Below are 18,168 nucleotides of genomic sequence, written 5' to 3'. Positions count from 1 at the left end.
GCCACCCGCGCCCGGCCGCCGGGGCCCCGGCGCCCCGTCCTTCCGGGTCGCCTCAGGGGGCCGCCCGAGGAGGTGTGCGGCGTGCGCGTCCGGTTCACGCTGCGCGCCGAGGCCGCCGGGAACGGGCGACCTGGAAGTCGCCGAACGAGCTCGCGCTCAGGGCGTCGAGGGGTCGGGCACGCTCCGCCTCAGACGTCGTCCGTCCGTGCCGCGGGCGTCGGGTTTCCGGGGCGGAGGTCGGGGCGGGTGTCGGAGCGGCGGCGCAGGTCGATGGTGCGCAGCGCGGGAGGGAGGTCCGCCCGGTACGGGATCAGGCCGAAGCGGCGGTGCTTGATGGTCGCCGCCACCGTCAGGTGGGCCTGGACGGGGGCGCCGGCGGCGGCCTTGACGATCAGGGTGAAGGTCTCGTCGCCGATCAGGGGGTGCCGGCCGGTCGCCTTGACGCGCCATTCCGGGTCGCTGTCCCTTTCGCCCATCCCGATGACGAAGATCTCCTCCCGGCCCTGGCCCGGGGTGACTTCGAGCGTCGTCTCGACGATCGCGAGTTTGGCGGTCAGCCCGACGGTGGTGGGACGCTCGACCGGGTGAGAGCGCTTCTTGGGAGAGACCGACCAGGCGATCGGCTGCCGGTCCGCGGGCTCGCCGGGGGACTCCAGCAGCACGCCGACGGCGGCGTCGGCGAAGGGGTCGCCGTTCGCCGGTGGCCGGAAGGCGCACGTGAGGCTGAGGAGGAGATAGTCGCTGTGCGGTGCCTCCGCGGTCAGGAAGCCGAGCCACTCCGCCTCGCCCGCGGCCGCCTCCTCGGCCGTCAGGGCGTGGACGACGGCGGTGCTGAGCGACACCCGCCCCTCGACGCGTCGCTGCGGGGCGGGTGACTGCAGCCGGGGCACCTCCACCAGGTCGATCTCCTGGAGCGGGGTCGGGGGCAGTTCCAGACGGGTCACGAGGCAGCTCCGTGGTTCGGGTCCGAAGGGCGCCAGTCGCCGATGAAGCAGAACGAGCCCCAGTCCCGGAAGGCCGGGTGCCGGGCGCGGACGGCCGACTGCGCGGCGCGGAAGGCGGCCCGCCGGTCCGGTGTCCGCGCGAGGCGCTCGTAGAGGCTCCCGAAGAACTCCGTGGCCACCTGTGGGTGGACCGGCCACAGGCATCCGATGACGGCCGAGGCTCCGGCGGACAGGAACGCGGCGGGCAGGCCGCGAAGATTGTCGTTGACGTCGAACCGGCCCAGTGCGGATTCGCAGGAACTCATCGTCACCAGTTCGACGCCCCGCAGGTCGGCCCGGAGGATGTCATGGGCGAAGACACGGCCGTCGTCGTCCGCGTCCGGCGACAGGAACAGGCACTGGTACCACGACGCCCACTCGTTGTGCGCACCGTGCGCGGCGACGTGCACGTACCGGGCGTCCGCGAGTTCGCCGAGCAGCCGCCGCGGTGTCGCCGCTGCTCCCAGCACGGCGTGACCGCCCATCGCCGCGGCGACCCGGGCGGCGTGCGTCTCCAGGGCGTCCTGCGCGGGGAGCCCGTGCCGGGCGCCCCCGGCCGCGGACGCGAAAGCCACGAGCCCCCGCCCTGACGGACGGTGGAGGCCGGGCGCCTGCGAGCGGAGGAAGCCCAGACTCGGCACCTGTGTGACGGTCCAGTCCTCCGCGAGCGGACGGCCGTCGACCTCCAGGAGGTGGTAAGGGAGGTAGTGCAGGGGGCCGTTGGGCCAGATGCACAGGTGCCGCTTCCCCTGGGCCCGCCAGCCGTCCAGCGAAGCGGCGAACGCCGCCAGATAGGGGACGCTGCCGTCCCTGAGCTGCGCTTGGGCGTCTCGGCTGACCGGCCGGTGCAGCGGGTCCGCGACGACGGCCTGTCGCAGGGCGGCGATGTGAAAGGCCACCGGGTGGGCGGAGAGCGTGTGTCCGGCGCGCGTGAGGCGGATGAGCCCGGCTTCGAAGTCCGCCAGGAGCGCGGTGTGGTGCTCCATGCCCTCACGGGTCACCGCGAGGCCGGACAGCGACGTCACCGGCGCTTCGGCGCCGTCCCGGCGGGTGTGGCCGAGGTACAGCGAGAGCAGCACCGTGTCCTCGGGCAGGAGCGACCGCAGCTCGTCGGGGAACATCATCGGCATACGGTCCATGCGGCCGGAGGCGAGGAGTTCCTGGTTGATCCAACGGTCCGCGGCACGCTGCATGTTGCGGTGCTCCGTCTCGGCGTCGCCTCCGGGCTCGGACTCGCCGGTGCCCACGTAGAAGAGCATCGCCTCGTCGGGGCCGGGGAGTTCGGGCTCGCTCAGCGGGCCGGACAGCCGCGCGCCGTCGGTCTTGACGCGGGCGAGCAGCCGCGAGAGACGCGGGGAGGGCGCGAACGGGCCGGGCCGCCCGGCGACGACCGTGAAGTCGAGGCCCTTGGCGGCCTGGTGGATCGCCGCCATCAGGCCGTACGGGACGGTGGGGCCGCTCAGTTTGACGATCAGCCGCTGGTACAGGTCCCGGAGTTTCCAGCCGACGATCTCGTCGACGCCGCCCCGCAACCACACGGCGGCGGGGATCAGTGCCGCCACGGCCGCGTCGGCGTCGCTGCCGTCGGCCGCCAGTGCACCGCGCAGCCCGGCGTCGAGGCTGTTCAGCGCCATGTCGGTCTGGCCGCATGCGGCGTAGGCGGCGAGCGCGTCGGCGAAGTGGCCTGCGGCGACGGCCTCCTGTCCCGTCACCGACGTGTGCAGCCCCATGTCGTACGAGAGCGTGCCGTCGAGGTGGTCGAGTGCCGCGCGGCGCGGGCCGCACAGCTGCGGAGCCAGCGCCCGCGCCTCCGCCGTGAGGGTGCGGCCGATGTGCGCCTCGCCGTTCCCGTGGGCGTGCGCCGCGAGGTGGATGAAGGTCGCCGCACGCTCCTCGGCGGGCCAGCCGTCCCGGTCCGCGACGGTACGCAGTCGTCCCGCGGTCTCCTCCACCGGGATCGGACCCGAGGGGCAGCGCAGACGGTTGCCGGCCAGACAGTGCACCTCGCTGGCCCAGCGGCGCCGGCGGTAGGAGTCGCCGGGCAGTTCCGGCAGTTCGCGGTCGGCGGCCTCGATCAGCTGGAACTCCAGGTCGGGCCGGCGGGCCTCCTCGGCGAGGGTGAGCGCCTCGGCGAAGACGCTCGCGGCCTCCCGCAGGCCCCGCTGGTCCCGGATCGCGGCCAGTGGCACGGGCAGCACGTCCCGGACGTCGCCGGGCAGGGAGAGCTCACCCAGTAGGCACAGGACTCTCAGCAGATACAGATGGGTGAGGGGGTCCTCGACCGGATCCAGCACGTCGAGCGCTTCGCGGGCCACCGCGCGCATCTCCTCGTCGTGCGACTCCTGCCGGAGACCGGCCACCATGGACAGGGCCTCTGCCAGCGCTTTCAGGGCCCGCCCCCGCTTGTGCCCGTGCGACAGGCCGGCGGCCTCCCGCAGATACCGGACCGCCTCCTCGGCGGCGACCAGCGGCGCGGGCATCTCCGCTGTCTCCGGGGCGACGGAGTCGTCGGGGTGGATCGAGCGGCGCCGAGCCTGGCGTTCGCGCCACAGATCGTGGGCCGACTCGAAGGTCAGCCCCGACATGTGCCCCATGTACGGGCTCACCCGCAGCAGCCCCGCGGCGAACAGCGTCTCCGCGAGTTCGGCGACGTCCTCGGCTCGACCGCTGTGCCGCAGCACGGCGATCTGTTCGTCCGCCACGGCACGGACGCGGCGGAAGAGCAGTCCGTCGGCCTCCTCGACCAGCGCGAGCCGCCCTGCTTCGACGTAGGCGTCGGCCGCCCACCACCAGGGCGTTCCCTGTCCGGCGGTCCAGCGGGGGCGCGCGGCCTCCAGCGCGAGGGTCAGCGCCGGCACCGCTTCACGCGGCTCGCCGGCCGCCACGAGACGCATGGCCCCCACCACCACGGACATTACGGCGGCTTTCGAGAGCGCGAAGGACGGGTCCCGCACCCGGCGCACGGCCTCGCTCTCGGTCACCACGCGCGCCGAGAGCTGCCCGGCGAGAGTGAGCAGGGCCGACGCCTGCCGCCGGACCTCGGGATCGTCCGCCCGTGACGCCCGGCCGTCCCGCTCCCCGCCTCCGCCCCCGCCCTCGCCCCCGCCCCCGCCCCCGCCAGCGTGGTCGTCGACCTGCGCACCCCCGCCGGTCCCAGCGGCGCTGTCGGCCCCCGCGGCCCTGCGGGCGCGGGAGGTCCACTCGAGAAGAAGTCTCATGGCTCTGCTCAGGTCGGACAGGTGCGCCTCACGAGGGGGGCCGCTCGTCAGGTCGACCGCCTGCCGCAGCCACTTCGTCGCCTCACGCAACAGGGCCACGACGTCGTCCTCGTCGCCCGCTGCCGCCTGCCGCGCTTCCGCGCGCCGGCCGAGAGCCGCGCCGAGCCCGGCGGCCGCACGCGCATACGCGGGGGCGTCTCCGGCGGCGTCCGCGAGAGCGTCCCGCCAGACGCTCTCGGCCTGCACGAGATCCCCGACGTCCCCTGTGGTCTCGAAGCGTCGTACGAGGGCGTCGGCGAGGGACGTCCGGCGGCTCACCCGCCGCAGGGCCGACGGCTCCGGGAGAGCCGCGACCCGGGCCAGCAACCGCACCGCGGCATCCGCGTCGGCGCCCCGTTCCGTCCGAGGACGGCCCGCAAGAGCGGCGCGCTCCCGTAGCGCAAGGCCGTGGAGGGTGTCGCGGTACGCGTCGTCCCCACTGTCCGCGACGTTCCCGAGCAGAGCGACGGCCCTGTCGAGAGCGGCGACGTCCCCCGTCTTCCCGGCGTCGGCGATCAGATCTGCCGCATGCTCCAGCGGGTCGCTCCACGGGTGGTGTCCGGTCTCCTGGGCGAGCCGGGGCCACAACTCACGCGGCACCCGCCGGTGGTCGACCAGGTAGAGCAGGCCGAACACGCCGATGGCCGTCTCGAGGTCCGCGGCGGCCCGGGGGCCGGGCCGTGCGCCAGCGAGCGGGCCCGGTAGAACGCGGCAAGGGTGTGGAGGAGGTCGGGGTCGGCCTCGTCGAGCCGGCCGCCGACCGAGGCGAAGAGGTCACCCGCGAGCGCCAGGGCATCGTCTTCGAGCACGCGTTGCGGCTCTCCGCCGTCGCCGAACTCCCTTACCCGGGCGGCCAGCTCACTCAGGCGCGCGTCCTCCACGAATCCCCCGTCCGTCGGAACACTCATCGTAGTGAGGACTCCCCGCGGTCGGTGCGGGGATGATGGTCGTCATGCGTATCCGCATCGACGCCGTCGACCTGCCCGGTCTCACCCGCCCCGGCTCCGCCGACGGGCAGGTGCCCGCCCTGGGCGACCTCCACGTCGCCGTGCAGCGCCGCGACCGTCCGGCCGAACTCCTCGAACCGCAGCGCGGTGACGCGCCGTCCGCCACCTGGACCCTGGAGTGCACCGCGCACACCTCGCCGAACGGCACCGAGATCAAGGGGCCCTACGTGCAGGACCGTCTGGGGCGACGGTTCGTCTACCTGTCGTGGGGCACGGTCGACGCGTCGGGCGTCTTCACGATGTTCCGCCGCGCCAAGCTCATGCTCGACGTCATCCCCGCCGACGTGCTCGCCGCCGCGGCACGCGACGGCCTGCTGGTCGGACGCCTGGGGCTGACCGACGCGCAGGGCGGGCCCCTGTGCGCACGGGTCGAGCCCCCGCACATCACCTGGACCGCCGAACGGCCCTAGACGCCGGCCGCGTCCGCAGGGCCGGTCGGGCGTCGTCCTCAGCCGTCCTCGTTCTCCACGCGGATCCACTCGGTGCCGCCGAGCAGGTACTCGTGGAGGGGGCGGCCCCGGCTGCCGCTGGTGCGGAAGGGTTTTCCGTGGTCGTCGATCCGGACGGTCCCCTGGCGGCCGCCGCTGGACCACTGCAGCTCCACGTACCACTTCACGTCGTGGGCGCGGGCGTGCGCGGTGATGTACAGCACCTCGGGATCGGACCGGCTGACCTTGTAGGGGACACCGCGCTGCCCGGCCTTCGGCACGATCGTGGGGTGGGGGGCGTCGAGGTCCGTGGCGAACGACCTCGTCTCCACGCCTCCGCCGCAGCCCGACGACCCCTCGTACGCGTTCCAGGCCGGGGGTGCGACCGAGTCGACCACGCGGACGTGCAGGGACTCGATGACGACGGTTTCCTCGCCGGCGCCCTGCACGGTCAGCGCCACCCGCTGCCCGTCGGCGGCGATGGCGCCCTGCGCCTTCACCCAGCCCGGCACGTCCTGTCCCATCACCGGCGGCGAGACCTCGCCGGGAGGCCGGTCGATCAGGTACCTCCCCTCGCACTGCGGGTCTTCCCAGGCGTACGTGCGGGTGCTCACCGTCAGCGGAACCGCAGCACCCTCGTGGGCGCGGCCCGTGCCGGCGCCCCGCGCCGCGGGCGTGGCGTCGGTCGCTCCGGGGGACGGGGACGCGGCCGGGGACGGCGTCGAGGAGGGGCCCGGATGCGCCGAGGGGGACGCCGAGGGACGGGTCGTGGGGGAGGCGGAGGCCCGCTGCCCCGAGGAGGTCACGGTGTCGGTCCGGCGGCCGTCGCCCGCCAGGCCCGTGCTCCCGCCCTTCATGCCGAGGGTGAGCGCGGTGGTCACGGCGACGGCGGTGCCCGCAGCGATCAGGGCCCACCGTCTGCGGGCGGTCCGGACCGGCGCGGGCGTGGGGCGGGCCGGGTCGGCCCCCGCCGGGGACGGTCCACCGGCGGACCCGGGCGGGCCACCGCGCTCGCCCACGACGGAGGGAGCGGTCACGGACGCGGCCGGGGGCGCCGTGCCCTCCGGTCGCGCGTCGTTCGTGCGCGCACCCACCGGTGGCGCGTCCGCTGCGGCGCGCCGGGCTCGTTCGCGTGCCGCGTCCGCCAGGACCCAGCTGCGGTGCAACTCGGCCAGCTCCTCGGGAGTCGCCCTGCACACCCGGGCGAACCGGGAGACGGCCGCGTTGTCGCCCGGCACCCCTTCCCCCTTGCAGTACCGGTGCAGCGTCGAGGTGCTCATGTGCGCCCGTTTCGCGAGGGCTTCGTAACTCAGCCCGGATCGCTGCTTCAACTCGCGCATCAGCGCCGCGAAATCAGCGATCTCGTCCGCCGCCACCACCGGTCCTCCATTCCGTTCGGCATCCCAGGAGGGTCACGTTTCTCCAGGTCACAGCCGTTCGCCCATCCCGGCGTCCCGAACTTCCCCGTGGAACGGCGGACGGGACGCCGCATGGCGCAGGCTTGGGTCATCCAAGCACGGCGCCTCGCCGGACACGGTGATCGGCCCCGTCCAACTCCCTTCTACCTGCCCGTACTTCCGGCGCGCCCACCGGCGCGCCACGCATCACAGAAAGCAGTCCCATCATGCGTATCTCCACTCGTCCCGTCTCCCGCGTGTCCGCCTCGTCCATGGTCGTCGCCGCCGCCCTCGCGCTCGTCGGCGTCCAGGCCGCCGGGCAGACCGCCGGCGCCGCGACGAAGGAGGCCTCCTCGGTCGTCACCTGCACCACGGCGAACACCAAACTGACCGTCACCGAGGTGTCCCGGCCGATCAACCACCTGCTGCTCAAGGCCACCAACACGGGCACCAAGCCCTGCTACGCCTACAGCGCCCCCTACCTGAGGGCCGGCGCCGACGCCCAGGCCGTGATGCCGTGGGCCGACGAGACCACTCCGCAGGCCGTGGTGACGCTCGAGCCCGGCCACTCCGCCTACGCAGGCATCCTGACGTACTCGCCCGACGGTGAGGGCGGCAGCACGGAGAAGACCCTGGGCGTCTTCCTGACCGACCGGAAGGGCGACGCGCTGGCCGGGGAGAAGACCCTGAACCTGCCGAACGGCGGTGTCTTCTTCAACAGCGCCGCCACCGTCACCTACTGGCAGGACAACGCGGCCGACGCGCTCTCCTGGTAGCCGCCCCGGGGGCGTGGGGGCGGGGGCGTCCGCGCCGGGGCGGGATGTGGAATCGCCTGCTCCGGCGAGGCGCGGGCACGAGGTGCTCATGACACTTGCACGGGCTCTGCCGAACGACGCCACCGGGTGGTGGATCTTCCTGGGGACCTTCGCCGTCTACGCCGCCGCGCGTTGGTTCTTCGCCTGGCGGCAGGCCCGGCACGAGGGGGACGAGCACCCCGTGCGGGCCGCGTTCGCCGAGGAGGACGATCCCCGCCCGGCGGTGACGGGCGGGTTCCGGAGCTACCGTCAGTTCTTCGGCTTCGTCGGCAGCGCCGTCGTCGTGGTCCTGGTCGCCGGGCTGACGGACGGGCGGCTCCGCGTCGCCCTGCTGTGGAGCCTCGTACCGGTGCTGGTCGTCGCGCTGGCGTACCTCGACTTCCGCCAGGCCCGGAAAGCGCACTCGCGAGCCCTGTGAGGGGCGGGCTCAGCTCAGGGCGCTCTTCTTGCGGGCCCGGTACGCGGCCGCCTTGATCTTGTTGCCGCAGGACTCCATCCCGCACCACTGCCGGCGCACGCCCCGCGAACGGTCGACGTAGGTGCGGGTGCACTCCGGGTTGCCGCACTCCTTGAGCAGCGGCACGTCCGGACCGCTCAGCAGCTCGACGGCCTCGCGCGCGACCATGGAGAGGGCCTCCTCCGGCGTCGCCTGCGTCCATCGGCCCGCAGGAGTGAGCTGCGGCACCGCGGGCGGCCTACGGGCCGCGTTGTTGAGCACGGTCAGCGCCGCCCCGTCGTAGCCCTCCCCCAGCCGACGGGCGGTGATCAAGCGGTACATGGCCTCCCGCACGGTCGTCGCCTGCTCGACGTCGGCCTCCTGAGCCGGTGCGACCGCGTCGACGAGCCCGGACTCCACGTACCATGCGTCCAGCCTGTCCGGCGTCGCGAACATCTCGAAGCGCACCGTGCGACGGGCTCGGAGGGTGGCGGCGAAGTCGAGCGCCGGGTGTCCGCAGACGAAGACATGGTCGAGATTCACGTCACCATCCTGACAGGTGACCAGTTCGCCGGGCAAGGATCGCCACCCCTCCCCCGCCCCGGCCCGCTTCCCCGGCCCGGCCTCCCCGAGCCCTCACAGGCCCAGGTCCGCGGCGAGGCAGGAGAAGGACGTCCACGACCTCTCGGGATCGTAGGCGTAGCGCGTCGGGTCGTTCGGCGCGACCGGCTGTTCCTCCACCATCTCGTCGTAGCGGATGCGTTCGGGCAGCCTGCCGAAGCGGGTCCGGCGGATCGCCGCCGCGGCGTCCGTCGCACCGCCCGGCGCACCGCCCGTGACGTTCTCGTTCTTCATGATCCGACTCCGTTCTGTTGATGCACTGTGCGTCGCGCGTCATGCTTTGTGCATCGCATGACGGACGTCACCTGACGAAATGGTGATGGATGGCCTGTCCGGTCAGAACCGGTCCACGTCCACGACCGCTCGGGCGAAGGCGACCGGCGCTTCCTGGGGCAGGTTGTGGCCGACGCCGGGCAGGGTGCGGTGCTCGTACGGGCCCGTGAACCGGTCGCGGTACGCGGCGCCGCCGCCGGGCGCGGTGAAGGGGTCCCGCTCGGGGTCGAGGGTGAGGGCGGGCACCCCGATGACCGGCCGTGCGGCGAGCCGCTTCTCCAGCGCGTCGTAGCGGCGCTCCCCGTCGGCCAGGCTCAGCCGCCAGCGGTAGTTGTGGATGACGACGGCCGCATGGTCGGGGTTGTCGAAGGCTGCCGCGGTGCGCTCGAAGGTGGCGTCGTCGAAGGCCCAGGTCGGCGAGACGGTGTCCCAGACGAGGCTGGTCAGGTCGTGACGCAGGATCTTGTCCTCCATGGCCAGCCGCCCTCGCTCGGTGGCGAAGTAGTACTGGTACCACCAGGCGTGTTCCGCCCCGGGCGGGAGCGGCTTCAGGTTGGCCTCGCGGTCGGTGACGAGGTACCCGCCCACCGACACGAGGGCCTTGCAGCGCTCGGGCCAGAGCGCGGCCACGATGTCGGCGGTGCGCGAGCCCCAGTCGAACCCGGCCAGGACCGCCTTCTCGATCTTCAGGGCGTCCATCAGGGCGATGACGTCCAGGGCGATGACGGACTGCTGCGCGTTCCGCGTCGTCCTCGCGGAGAGGAAGCGCGTCGTGCCGTGTCCGCGCAGGTAGGGCACGATCACCCGGTAGCCCTCACCGGCCAGCAGCGGGGCGACGTCGACATAACTGTGGATGTCGTACGGCCAGCCGTGCAGACAGATGACCGCGGGACCGTGGGCGGGGCCCAGTTCGGCGTAACCGACGTCCAGCAGTCCGGCCCTGATCTGCTTCAGCGGCGGGAAGGCGGCGGGCGCGCCGGGGCCGCCCGCGGACACGGTCGGCGAGGTCTGCACAGTCGCCGAAGTCGTCGAAGTGGTCGAAGTCGCCGAAGAGGCGCCGCTTCCGGCGCCGGTGGAGGCGGACGCCGGCCCGGCGGCCCACAACCCCCGCAGGCCGGTCGCCGAGACGGCGGCCGCACCCGTGCCCAGCCCCAGGGCCTTGCCGAGGACACGCCTGTCGATCATGTGAAGCCCTCCGTGTGTCACCGCGCACCGACCGGTGCTGTGATTGACCTTCACACGAGCTGCGTCACCGGTCAAGACGGTGACGCAACCAAGCCCACGAATGGCTGGAACGGCATGAAAAACTGCGCGTCACCGTCGGGAACGGTGACGCGCAGTGTGTCGTGGGCGCGGTGGGGTCAGACCGGTTCGGGCAGCGGCTCCCGTTGCCGGGGAACAGCGGCGCTCGGCTCCCAGGCCGCCGTGGTCCGGACGTAGGCGTACACGACGGAGGCCATCGCCAGGACGAGGAGAGGGCCGTACAACCACGGAAGCCGGGCCATCTGCAGCGGCAGGAAGCGATACGACAGCAGGAGCGCGGTGAAGACGGTCGCGCCGTGGGCGACCAGCCGGACGCCCGAACGGTCCCAGCCGCGGTCGTAGGCGCGCAGCCCGCCCTCGATCGTGAGCGTGAAGACGACGCCGGCGATCAGGTCCGCGCCGTAGTGATAGCCGAACCCCAGCGTCGCCGCGAGGGTTGCGACCAGCCAGAACGCCCCCGCGAAGCGCAGCACCCTCGGGCCCTTCCGGGAGTGGATGAAGATCGCGACGGCCCACGCCGTGTGCAGGCTGGGCATGCAGTTGCGCGGGGTGACGCCGTCGAACGGCATGGAGTGCGGGGCGCCGATCGGCGACGGCGTCTTCGGCCACAGGTCGGCCACCGCCCACTGCACGCTGGGATGCGACTGCGTCCACAGGCTGACGTCCACCCAGTGCTCGGTGCCGTTGCCGTAGGCGAAGATCGGGCCCACCACCGGGAAGATCATGTAGAAGACCGGCCCGATGACGCCGATCGCCAGGAAGGTGCGTACCAGATAGTGCGTCGGGAAGCGGCGCTCGACCGCCACGTTGCGCAGTTGGTAGAGCGCGACGACCACCGCGGCGACCGGGAGCTGACCGTAGACGAAGTCGAGGAAGTTGAAGCCGATCGGGCCGGTGGCCGTGACGATCCGGCCCACCAGCCACGACGGGTTGCCCAGGGCGTGGTCGGCGGTCGCCACGTACTGGTCGAGCACCATCGGCCGGGTCTTCGAGGTGATGAGCAGCCAGGTGTCCCCGGTCTTGCGGCCGGCCATCAGCAGCAGGGCCAGGCCGACGCCCTTCAGCAGCAGGACACGCTCACGACCGGTGCGGCGCGTGACGGCGACCACCGCGCAGCCCAGAGTCACCAGCAGGGCCCCGTTGCCGAAGGGATGGCCCTCGGTCACCTTGATGTCGGCCGCCCATCGGGCGACGAAGAAGACGAGGTCGATGCCGAGCGCGGCGCCGAGCGCGACGAACCGCTGCCGCCAGGGCAGGACCACCAGCATCAACGCCATGCTGGCGTACAGCAGGCCACCCGACTTGGGCGGGAACACGACCTCTCGCACCTGCGAGGTGAGCGGACCCGGCAGACCCAGGTGGCGTGCGACGAGCTCCAGCGAAAGAAGGAATCCGAGGACCACCACACCCGCCGCGACCGTCACCATCACCCGCGGGCGACGCCACTCGGGAGGCGCACTGCTGCTCTTTATTCGCGCGGACGTCCGCGGTGGCATCGGTATCAATTCTCTGACCAGTTTGTGAGTTTCGGCGGCTGGGTCGTTCGTCCCGCCGAAGGGCGGGGTTTGTCCGTGAAGGGCGGGCAGGGGAAGTTCGTCGCGAGATCGAACATGTTATCGGAGCACTGCACGGCTTTCGCCGAAATGCACAGCATAGAAGAAACCCCCAGGTCATCGACCTGGGGGCAGAATCGGGCGCAGGCTCCGGACGGACGGGTTCGACGATCACCTAGTCCGGGGAATATCCGCCGTCGGCGGGCAGGCGGACGGTGAACGTGGTCGAGCCGGGGTGGCTGACGAGGGTGACGCTGCCGCCGTGGGCCTCCGCCACCGCCGCCACGATCGACAGCCCGAGGCCGGCGCCGGCTCCGCCGCCCACGTCCTCGGTGCGGCGGCGGTCCGCTCGGGTGAAGCGTTCGAAGACCTTGGGGCGGATGTCGGCGGGCACGCCGGGTCCGTCGTCGTGGACCTCCAGCACCACCGTCCCACTCACCCTCCCACTCACCGTCCCGCCCACCGTGCCGGTCCCGGCTTCGTCCCCGGCCGGGGCGTCGGTCTTCAGCGAGATGGTCACCGTGCTGCCCGCAGGGGTGTGCAGACGCGCGTTGGCCAACAGGTTGGCCAGCACCTGGTGGAGCCGGTGCGCGTCGCCCGGCACCGTCACCGGCTCCTCGGACAGCTCCAGCGCCCACCGGTGTCCCGGGCCCGCGGCCTGCGCGTCCGTCACCGCGTCCAGGACCAGACGCGTCAGGTCGACGGGACGGCGCTCCAGGGGGCGGCCCGCGTCGAGGCGGGCGAGGAGCAGCAGATCGTCGACCACCTCGCCCATACGGGCCGCTTCGGCCTCGATGCGCTCCAGGGCCCGCACCACCTTGCGCGGCACCGGGTCGGGGTGCAGCAGCGCCAGTTCCGCGTGCCCGCGGATCGACGCCACGGGCGTGCGCAGTTCGTGACTGGCGTCGGCGGCGAAACTGCGCAGCCGTTCCTCGCTCGCGTGCCGCTTGGTCAGGGCGTCCTCGACGTGGCCGAGCATCGCGTCGAAGGCGCCGGCGACGCGGCCCACCTCGCTGCGCGGGTCGCTCTCGCGCACCCGGGGCGGAAGCGCCACCTCGCCGCTGGAGAGGGACAGTTCACTGACCCGGGTGGCGGTCGCGGCCACCCGGCTGAGCGGTCGCAGCGACCAGCGCACCCACAGCGCCCCGGCGACTCCGGCGACGGCGAGCGCCGCGCCGAAGACGATCGCGGCGACCAGTTCCAGCCGGTGGACGGCGGCCTCCACGGACTCCGTGGGCAGCCCGGTGACCAGCACGTCGCCGTCCCTGCCCCGGATCGCCATCATGCGGTAGTCGCCGAGCGAGGACAGCTCGGTCGTCCTGCCCTCGCCGTCGGTCGGCAGCGCGGCGAGCCTTCTGGCGTCCCGCTCGCTCAGCGAGACGGTCACCGTCCCCGCCCCGTGTCCGGTCGCCACCACAGCGGCGTTGGTGACGGCGCCGGCGACGAGCCGCGCGCCGAAGGTCCCGGGGGCCTGTCGGCGGGTGTCGCCGTCCTCGTCGCCGTCGTGGTCGGACGGCAGCGTGCCGCCGTGCTCCAGGCTGGCCGGGAACCGCACGCCCGCGGCGCGCAGCTGCTGGTCGAGGCGGCCGGTGAGGAAGCCGTCCAGCTCCACCACCGCCGCCACCCCGACGGCCGCGCAACTGACCGCGAGCAGCACGACCAGGCCGGCGGTGAGGCGCGCGCGCAGCGTGTGCGGCAGGGACACGCGGGAGAGCCGGCGCCGCGCCCGGCGCACGAGGCCCCTCACGGGGCCGCCGTCGCCGGCTTGAGCACGTATCCCGCGCCCCGCACCGTGTGGATCATGGGCGGGCGGCCCGCGTCCACCTTCTTGCGCAGGTAGGAGATGTACAGCTCGACGACATGGGCCTGGCCGCCGAAGTCGTAGGACCACACCCGGTCCAGGATCTGCGCCTTGGAGAGCACGCGCCGCGGGTTGCGCATGAGCAGGCGCAGCAGCTCGAACTCCGTGGGGGACAGCTCGACGAGCTCACCGCCGCGGGTGACCTCGCGGGCCTCTTCGTCCATGGTCAGGTCGCCGACGGCCAGCCGCGGCCCGTCCTCCGTCTGCCGGGCCATGCCCGCCCGGCGCAGCAGTCCGCGCAGCCGGGCCACGACCTCCTCCAGGCTGAACGGCTTGGTCACGTAGTCGTCGCCGCCCGCCGTGATGCCCGCGATGCGGTCCTCGACCGCGTCCCGCGCGGTCAGGAAGAGCACGCACACGTCGGACCGCACGCCGTGCAGCGAGCGCAGCACGGTGAAGCCGTCGGTGTCCGGGAGCATGACGTCGAGAACGACGGCGTCGGGCAGGAGGGCGCGCGCCTCCGCGACGGCGGAGACGCCGTCGCCCGCCGTGCGCACCTCCCAGCCCTCGTAGCGCAGGGCCCCGGAGAGGACTTCGGCGAGGTCGGGATCGTCGTCCACGACGAGGACCCGGATCGGCGTGCCGTCGGTCCGGGTCAGGGCGGGGCGGCCGGAGCCGCGCGGGCGGGAAGTGTTCATCTCAGGTACCAGCATGCGGTCCCGCCGCCCCGGGGACCTCGTCCGCGACCTCTGAGTTCGCTGTGAGTGCGCCCTGCCGCCGAGCCGCTCCGGACGGCCGCTCACCCCTTCCCACCTGCGGCGCAGCCGGGCCGGACCGCCTCGCGCTGAGAGCGGGCTCAGAGGTTGCGCGGGCACAGTGGCGTCCGGGACGGCCGAGAGGACGTACGGACAGCCGAAGGGACATGCGGATGACGACGGTGTACGAGCGACGAAGGGTCGCGCCCGCGCCTCCTGCGCCGGGGCGCTCCCCCGCCGGCCCGGTCCTCGGCGTCCTGTGGGGCGGTGCCGCCGCCGTCGTCGCCCTGTGGTGGCACGACACGGGGTCGGTCGTGGGCACGGCGGGCTGGCTGACCGGCGCCGGGCGGATCGCGGGGCTGCTGTGCGGGTACGCCTGCGCCGTCCTGGTCGCCCTGATGGCGCGCGTCCCGCTCCTGGAGCAGCGCGTCGGTTCGGACCGGGTGGCGCGCTGGCACGCGAGGGCGGGCCGCTACACGGTCTGTCTGCTGGTGGCGCACATCCTGCTCGTCCTCTCCGGGTACGCGGCCCAGGACCGCTCCTCCCTCGTGCACGAGGCGGTCACCGTGGTCCTGGACTACCCCGAGATGCTCAAGGCCACCGCCGGCACGATCGTGCTGTTCGCGGTCGGGCTGATCTCGGCAGGCGCGGTGCGCCGCCGGGTCAGCCACGAGTTCTGGTACTACGTGCACCTGCTCACGTACGCGGCGGTCTTCCTCTCCTTCGGCCACCAGGTCGCCCTGGGGTCGGACTTCGTCGGGAGCAGTCCCGCCCAGGCGGCCTGGTACACGCTGTACCTGGGCGCCGCGGCCCTGGTGGTGTGGTTCCGCATCCTGGCCCCGGTGCGGCTGAACCTGCGCCACCGGCTGCGGGTGGACTCCGTGCACCGGGAGGCCCCGGGCGTGTACTCCGTCGTCGTCCGGGGCCGGCGACTGGACGAGATGGGCGCGCGGCCGGGGCAGTTCCTGCGCTGGCGGTTCCTCACCGAGGGCATGCGCGCGACCTCGACCCCGTACTCGCTGTCCGCGCCGCCGCGCCCGGACCTGCTGCGCATCACCGTCAAGGCCCTCGGTGACCACAGTGCCGCCGTCGCCCTCCTGCGGCCCGGCACCCGGGTGTGGGCGGAAGGTCCCTACGGTGCGCTGACTGCCGACCGGCGGACCGCGCACAAGTCCCTGCTGATCGCGGGCGGCGTCGGCGTCACCCCGCTGCGGGCCCTGTTCGAGACGCTCCCCGGCGACGTCACCCTCCTCTACCGTGCCCGGACCGCCGAGGATCTCGCCCTGGGCGCGGAGCTGGAGGCGATCGCCCGATGGCGCGGGGCGAAGGTGCTCTACGCGCTGAACGGTCCGCACGGGCGCCGCCCGGACCTGACGGCCGCCGCCCTGCGGGCCGCCGTCCCCGATCTGGACGCCCATGACGTGTACCTGTGCGGCCCGCACGGGTTCGCCCGGGACGTGTACGAGGCGCTGCGCGCCGCCGGGGTCGCGGACCGCCGCATCCACCACGAGTCGTTCGAGCTGTGAGGCCGTCTTGCACACGCTGAGGAAGAACCGGCCACTGCGCCGCATCGTGCTGGCGAGCGCCGCCACCGTCTCGGGGATGGTGCTGCTGCTGTCGCTGAAGCCGCACACCACACCGGCCGTCGCGGGCCTGACGCCCTCTCCCGCGCCCTTCAGCAGTTCGAGTGCGCCGGCCACGGCGGGCACGTCGGGCGGAGCGACCGGGTCGGGCGGGTCCAGTGGCTCCACCTCGGGGACCCGGACTCTCACGGGTGACTCGGTGCAGACCCGGTACGGCCCGGTCCAGGTCCGCGTCACCCTGGCGGACGGGAAGATCACGGACGTCACCGCGGTCGAATACCCCCAGGAGAACCCGAGGGACCAGCAGATCAACTCCTACGCCGTCCCGGAGTTGACCCGAGAGGCGCTCACCGCCCAGAGCGCCGCCATCGACACGGTCTCCGGAGCCACGTACACCAGCGACGGCTACCGCCGGTCGCTCCAGTCGGCGCTGGACTCGGCGAGCGGCTGACGGCCGTGGCGCCCGGGGCGGGGCGGGAGCGGTCCCGCACCGCCCCCGGGCCCCCGGCTGCTCAGCTCCGGGTGTAGACGAAGCCGATCTTGTCCACCTCGTCGCCGGTGCGGCCGTGGAAGCCGGCGAGCTGCCATCCCGCGGGCGCGGTGCGTGTCACGCAGTCGGAGGTGACGGTCCCGCCGGCCAGGGTGCGCCCCCGGTCGGTGGTGAACTTGGCGTAGAAGATCCGGGTACGGCCGTCCTTCGCGCCCTGGCAGAGCTGAGCGGACGTCACATGTTCGTCGGCAGCCAGGGTGAGGGAGGACGCGGTGCCGCCGGAGCCGCCGTGGGCGAGCGTGACGCCGTTGCTGAGGGTGAGGCTCATCTGGTCGACCCGCGAGCCGGAGCGCAGGCCGACGACGGTGGCGCGGGCCGCGGCCGGGACGCTGTCCACATCGGTGAAGTAGTCGCCGTGGGGGCCGCCGAACTGGTCGCTGAGCTGGTAGTCCGGGTTGCGGGTCCAGGAGAAGCCGACGGTGATCGGGTCGTGGTCGGAGAGCATGAGGCCGCCGTCGGTGAGGAACTTGGCGTGCTCGTTGTTGTAGGCCGTGGCGGCGAGTGAGACGAGTCTGCTGCTGCGGTAGAGGACCTTGTCGACGACTTCGCAGGTGTTGGGGACGGTGGGGCCGCTCTGGTCGCAGACGAGGGCGCGCGCCCGCCGGTACGGCGTCGATGTCGTTGTAGTAGTCGCCGTGGGGGCCGCCGAACTGGTCGCTGAGCTGGTAGTCCGGGTTGCGGGTCCAGGAGAAGCCGACGGTGATCGGGTCGTGGTCGGAGAGCATGAGGCCGCCGTCGGTGAGGAACTTGGCGTGCTCGTTGTTGTAGGCCGTGGCGGCGAGTGAGACGAGTCTGCTGCTGCGGTAGAGGACCTTGTCGACGACTTCGCAGGTGTTGGGGACGGTGGGGCCGCTCTGGTCGCAGACGAGGGCGTCGGTGCCCTTGGCGGGCGGGGTGCCGCCGCGGACGAGTTCGACCCAGGCGTCGGTGAGGTCGTTGGCGGCGGCGAACTCGGCGATGGTGTCGCCGCTGCGGGTGTAGCGGGTGTTGGTGTCGCCCATGACGACGACGGCGTTGCCGGCGGAGTGGGTCTTGATGAACGCGGTGAGCTGGTTGAGGTTGTCGGCGCGGGAGGCGAGGTCGCCGGGGTTGGTGCCGGCGTTGGTGTGCAGGTTGTAGAAGTCGACGTAGACGCCTTCGGCGAGGCGTTCGCGCAGGAAGGTGAAGCCCTTGGGGGTGAGGCAGTCGCCGGAGTCGAGCTGGCAGGAGTTCCAGTGCACGCGCTCGAAGTCGTCGGCGTCGTAGGGGAGTTTGGAGAGGGTGTTGAGGCCGCTGCCGATGCCCGCGCCGCCGCTGGTGGGGGTGCGGTAGGGGTGTGCGGTGTCGCCGGCGTAGAGGTAGGAGTGGTAGTTGAAGTCCTCTTCCACGTGCACGATGTCGTACGGGGCGATGCGTTGGCCGATGGCCGTGGTGCTGGTGTCGCGCGGCGTCGAGGCGCTGGAGATG

At 73.0% G+C, this 18,168-nt stretch carries 15 protein-coding genes and 2 pseudogenes; 6 read left to right on the top strand and 11 right to left on the bottom strand.

Features of this window, described 5'->3' with window-relative positions; all coding sequences use genetic code 11:
• Positions 1–188: 188 nt before the first annotated feature.
• Together BG482_RS08300 and BG482_RS08295 are read right to left on the bottom strand one after the other, a co-directional pair.
• Positions 189–944, bottom strand: coding sequence for a hypothetical protein (locus BG482_RS08300; protein WP_069768257.1), 756 nt, complete (start codon positions 942–944; stop codon positions 189–191).
• The gene (locus tag BG482_RS08295; RefSeq protein WP_069768256.1) at positions 941–4,876 is read right to left on the bottom strand and encodes a CHAT domain-containing protein; all 3,936 of its coding nucleotides are present in this window, start codon (positions 4,874–4,876) and stop codon (positions 941–943) included. Before BG482_RS08295 ends, BG482_RS08300 begins: the two co-directional genes overlap by 4 nt.
• 44 nt (positions 4,877–4,920) lie before the next feature.
• On the opposite strand from BG482_RS08295, the gene BG482_RS43835 reads away from it, so the two are divergent.
• Both BG482_RS43835 and BG482_RS08285 read left to right on the top strand, forming a co-directional pair.
• Positions 4,921–5,184, top strand: a complete 264-nt coding sequence (locus BG482_RS43835; protein WP_176741327.1) for a hypothetical protein — start codon at positions 4,921–4,923, stop codon at positions 5,182–5,184.
• A gap of 8 nt (positions 5,185–5,192) precedes the next feature.
• A complete protein-coding gene (locus tag BG482_RS08285; protein ID WP_256096301.1) occupies positions 5,193–5,657 on the top strand; it encodes a DUF5990 family protein in 465 nt (154 codons plus the stop codon).
• 38 nt (positions 5,658–5,695) lie between these two features.
• Here BG482_RS08285 and BG482_RS08280 read toward each other — a convergent pair whose 3' ends face one another.
• Positions 5,696–7,054 carry a transcriptional regulator gene (locus BG482_RS08280; RefSeq protein ID WP_256096300.1) on the bottom strand — a complete coding sequence of 453 codons (1,359 nt, stop codon included), beginning with the start codon at positions 7,052–7,054 and terminating at the stop codon, positions 5,696–5,698.
• 245 nt (positions 7,055–7,299) lie between these two features.
• On the opposite strand from BG482_RS08280, the gene BG482_RS08275 reads away from it, so the two are divergent.
• Positions 7,300–7,848, top strand: coding sequence for a DUF4232 domain-containing protein (locus BG482_RS08275; RefSeq protein WP_069768253.1), 549 nt, complete (start codon positions 7,300–7,302; stop codon positions 7,846–7,848).
• Positions 7,849–7,936: 88 nt separating this feature from the next.
• Positions 7,937–8,305 (top strand): hypothetical protein, encoded by a 369-nt coding sequence (locus tag BG482_RS08270; protein ID WP_069768252.1) that lies wholly within the window; start codon positions 7,937–7,939, stop codon positions 8,303–8,305.
• A 9-nt stretch (positions 8,306–8,314) separates the two neighbouring features.
• On the opposite strand, the gene BG482_RS08265 is transcribed toward BG482_RS08270, so the two are convergent.
• The 6 genes from BG482_RS08265 to BG482_RS08240 form a co-directional block, all read right to left on the bottom strand.
• Complete coding sequence (locus tag BG482_RS08265) at positions 8,315–8,866, bottom strand: ABATE domain-containing protein (RefSeq protein ID WP_069768251.1); 552 nt, start codon at positions 8,864–8,866, stop codon at positions 8,315–8,317.
• 93 nt (positions 8,867–8,959) lie between these two features.
• Positions 8,960–9,178 (bottom strand): hypothetical protein, encoded by a 219-nt coding sequence (locus tag BG482_RS08260; RefSeq protein ID WP_069768250.1) that lies wholly within the window; start codon positions 9,176–9,178, stop codon positions 8,960–8,962.
• 102 nt (positions 9,179–9,280) lie between these two features.
• Positions 9,281–10,402, bottom strand: coding sequence for an alpha/beta fold hydrolase (locus BG482_RS08255; protein WP_069768249.1), 1,122 nt, complete (start codon positions 10,400–10,402; stop codon positions 9,281–9,283).
• A 176-nt stretch (positions 10,403–10,578) separates the two neighbouring features.
• Entirely contained in the window at positions 10,579–11,907 is a 1,329-nt protein-coding gene (locus BG482_RS08250; RefSeq protein WP_069768248.1) for a phosphatase PAP2 family protein, read from the bottom strand.
• 301 nt (positions 11,908–12,208) lie between these two features.
• Positions 12,209–13,738 (bottom strand): sensor histidine kinase, encoded by a 1,530-nt coding sequence (locus tag BG482_RS08245; RefSeq protein WP_370745761.1) that lies wholly within the window; start codon positions 13,736–13,738, stop codon positions 12,209–12,211.
• A gap of 38 nt (positions 13,739–13,776) precedes the next feature.
• Positions 13,777–14,532, bottom strand: coding sequence for a response regulator transcription factor (locus BG482_RS08240; protein ID WP_069768470.1), 756 nt, complete (start codon positions 14,530–14,532; stop codon positions 13,777–13,779).
• A gap of 230 nt (positions 14,533–14,762) precedes the next feature.
• Between BG482_RS08240 and BG482_RS08235 the strand changes: the two genes are divergently transcribed.
• Together BG482_RS08235 and BG482_RS08230 are read left to right on the top strand one after the other, a co-directional pair.
• Positions 14,763–16,115: a ferric reductase-like transmembrane domain-containing protein gene (locus BG482_RS08235; RefSeq protein ID WP_069768469.1), complete on the top strand. Its 1,353-nt coding sequence runs from the start codon at positions 14,763–14,765 to the stop codon at positions 16,113–16,115.
• A gap of 7 nt (positions 16,116–16,122) precedes the next feature.
• Entirely contained in the window at positions 16,123–16,623 is a 501-nt protein-coding gene (locus BG482_RS08230; RefSeq protein WP_069768246.1) for an FMN-binding protein, read from the top strand.
• A gap of 61 nt (positions 16,624–16,684) precedes the next feature.
• Here BG482_RS08230 and BG482_RS42415 read toward each other — a convergent pair.
• Together BG482_RS42415 and BG482_RS45025 are read right to left on the bottom strand one after the other, a co-directional pair.
• Positions 16,685–17,314, bottom strand: a pseudogene (locus BG482_RS42415) (jacalin-like lectin); the annotation flags it as partial.
• A 4-nt stretch (positions 17,315–17,318) separates the two neighbouring features.
• Positions 17,319–18,168, bottom strand: a pseudogene (locus tag BG482_RS45025) (endonuclease); the annotation flags it as partial.

The sequence above is a fragment of the Streptomyces sp. LUP30 genome (assembly GCF_001746365.1).
In the GTDB taxonomy this organism is placed as follows: domain Bacteria; phylum Actinomycetota; class Actinomycetes; order Streptomycetales; family Streptomycetaceae; genus Streptomyces.
This window is presented reverse-complemented; position numbering and strand designations above follow the sequence as displayed.

Excerpts from the sequence above, each read along its gene's own strand:
- BG482_RS08285 (WP_256096301.1), top strand. The coding sequence starts at position 5,193 with ATGCGTATCCGCATCGACGCCGTCGACCTGCCCGGTCTCACCCGCCCC.
- BG482_RS08275 (WP_069768253.1), top strand. The coding sequence starts at position 7,300 with ATGCGTATCTCCACTCGTCCCGTCTCCCGCGTGTCCGCCTCGTCCATG.
- BG482_RS08235 (WP_069768469.1), top strand. The coding sequence starts at position 14,763 with ATGACGACGGTGTACGAGCGACGAAGGGTCGCGCCCGCGCCTCCTGCG.
- BG482_RS08270 (WP_069768252.1), top strand. The coding sequence starts at position 7,937 with ATGACACTTGCACGGGCTCTGCCGAACGACGCCACCGGGTGGTGGATC.
- BG482_RS08260 (WP_069768250.1), bottom strand. The coding sequence starts at position 9,178 with ATGAAGAACGAGAACGTCACGGGCGGTGCGCCGGGCGGTGCGACGGAC.
- BG482_RS08250 (WP_069768248.1), bottom strand. The coding sequence starts at position 11,907 with ATGGTGACGGTCGCGGCGGGTGTGGTGGTCCTCGGATTCCTTCTTTCG.
- BG482_RS08255 (WP_069768249.1), bottom strand. The coding sequence starts at position 10,402 with ATGATCGACAGGCGTGTCCTCGGCAAGGCCCTGGGGCTGGGCACGGGT.
- BG482_RS08240 (WP_069768470.1), bottom strand. The coding sequence starts at position 14,532 with ATGAACACTTCCCGCCCGCGCGGCTCCGGCCGCCCCGCCCTGACCCGG.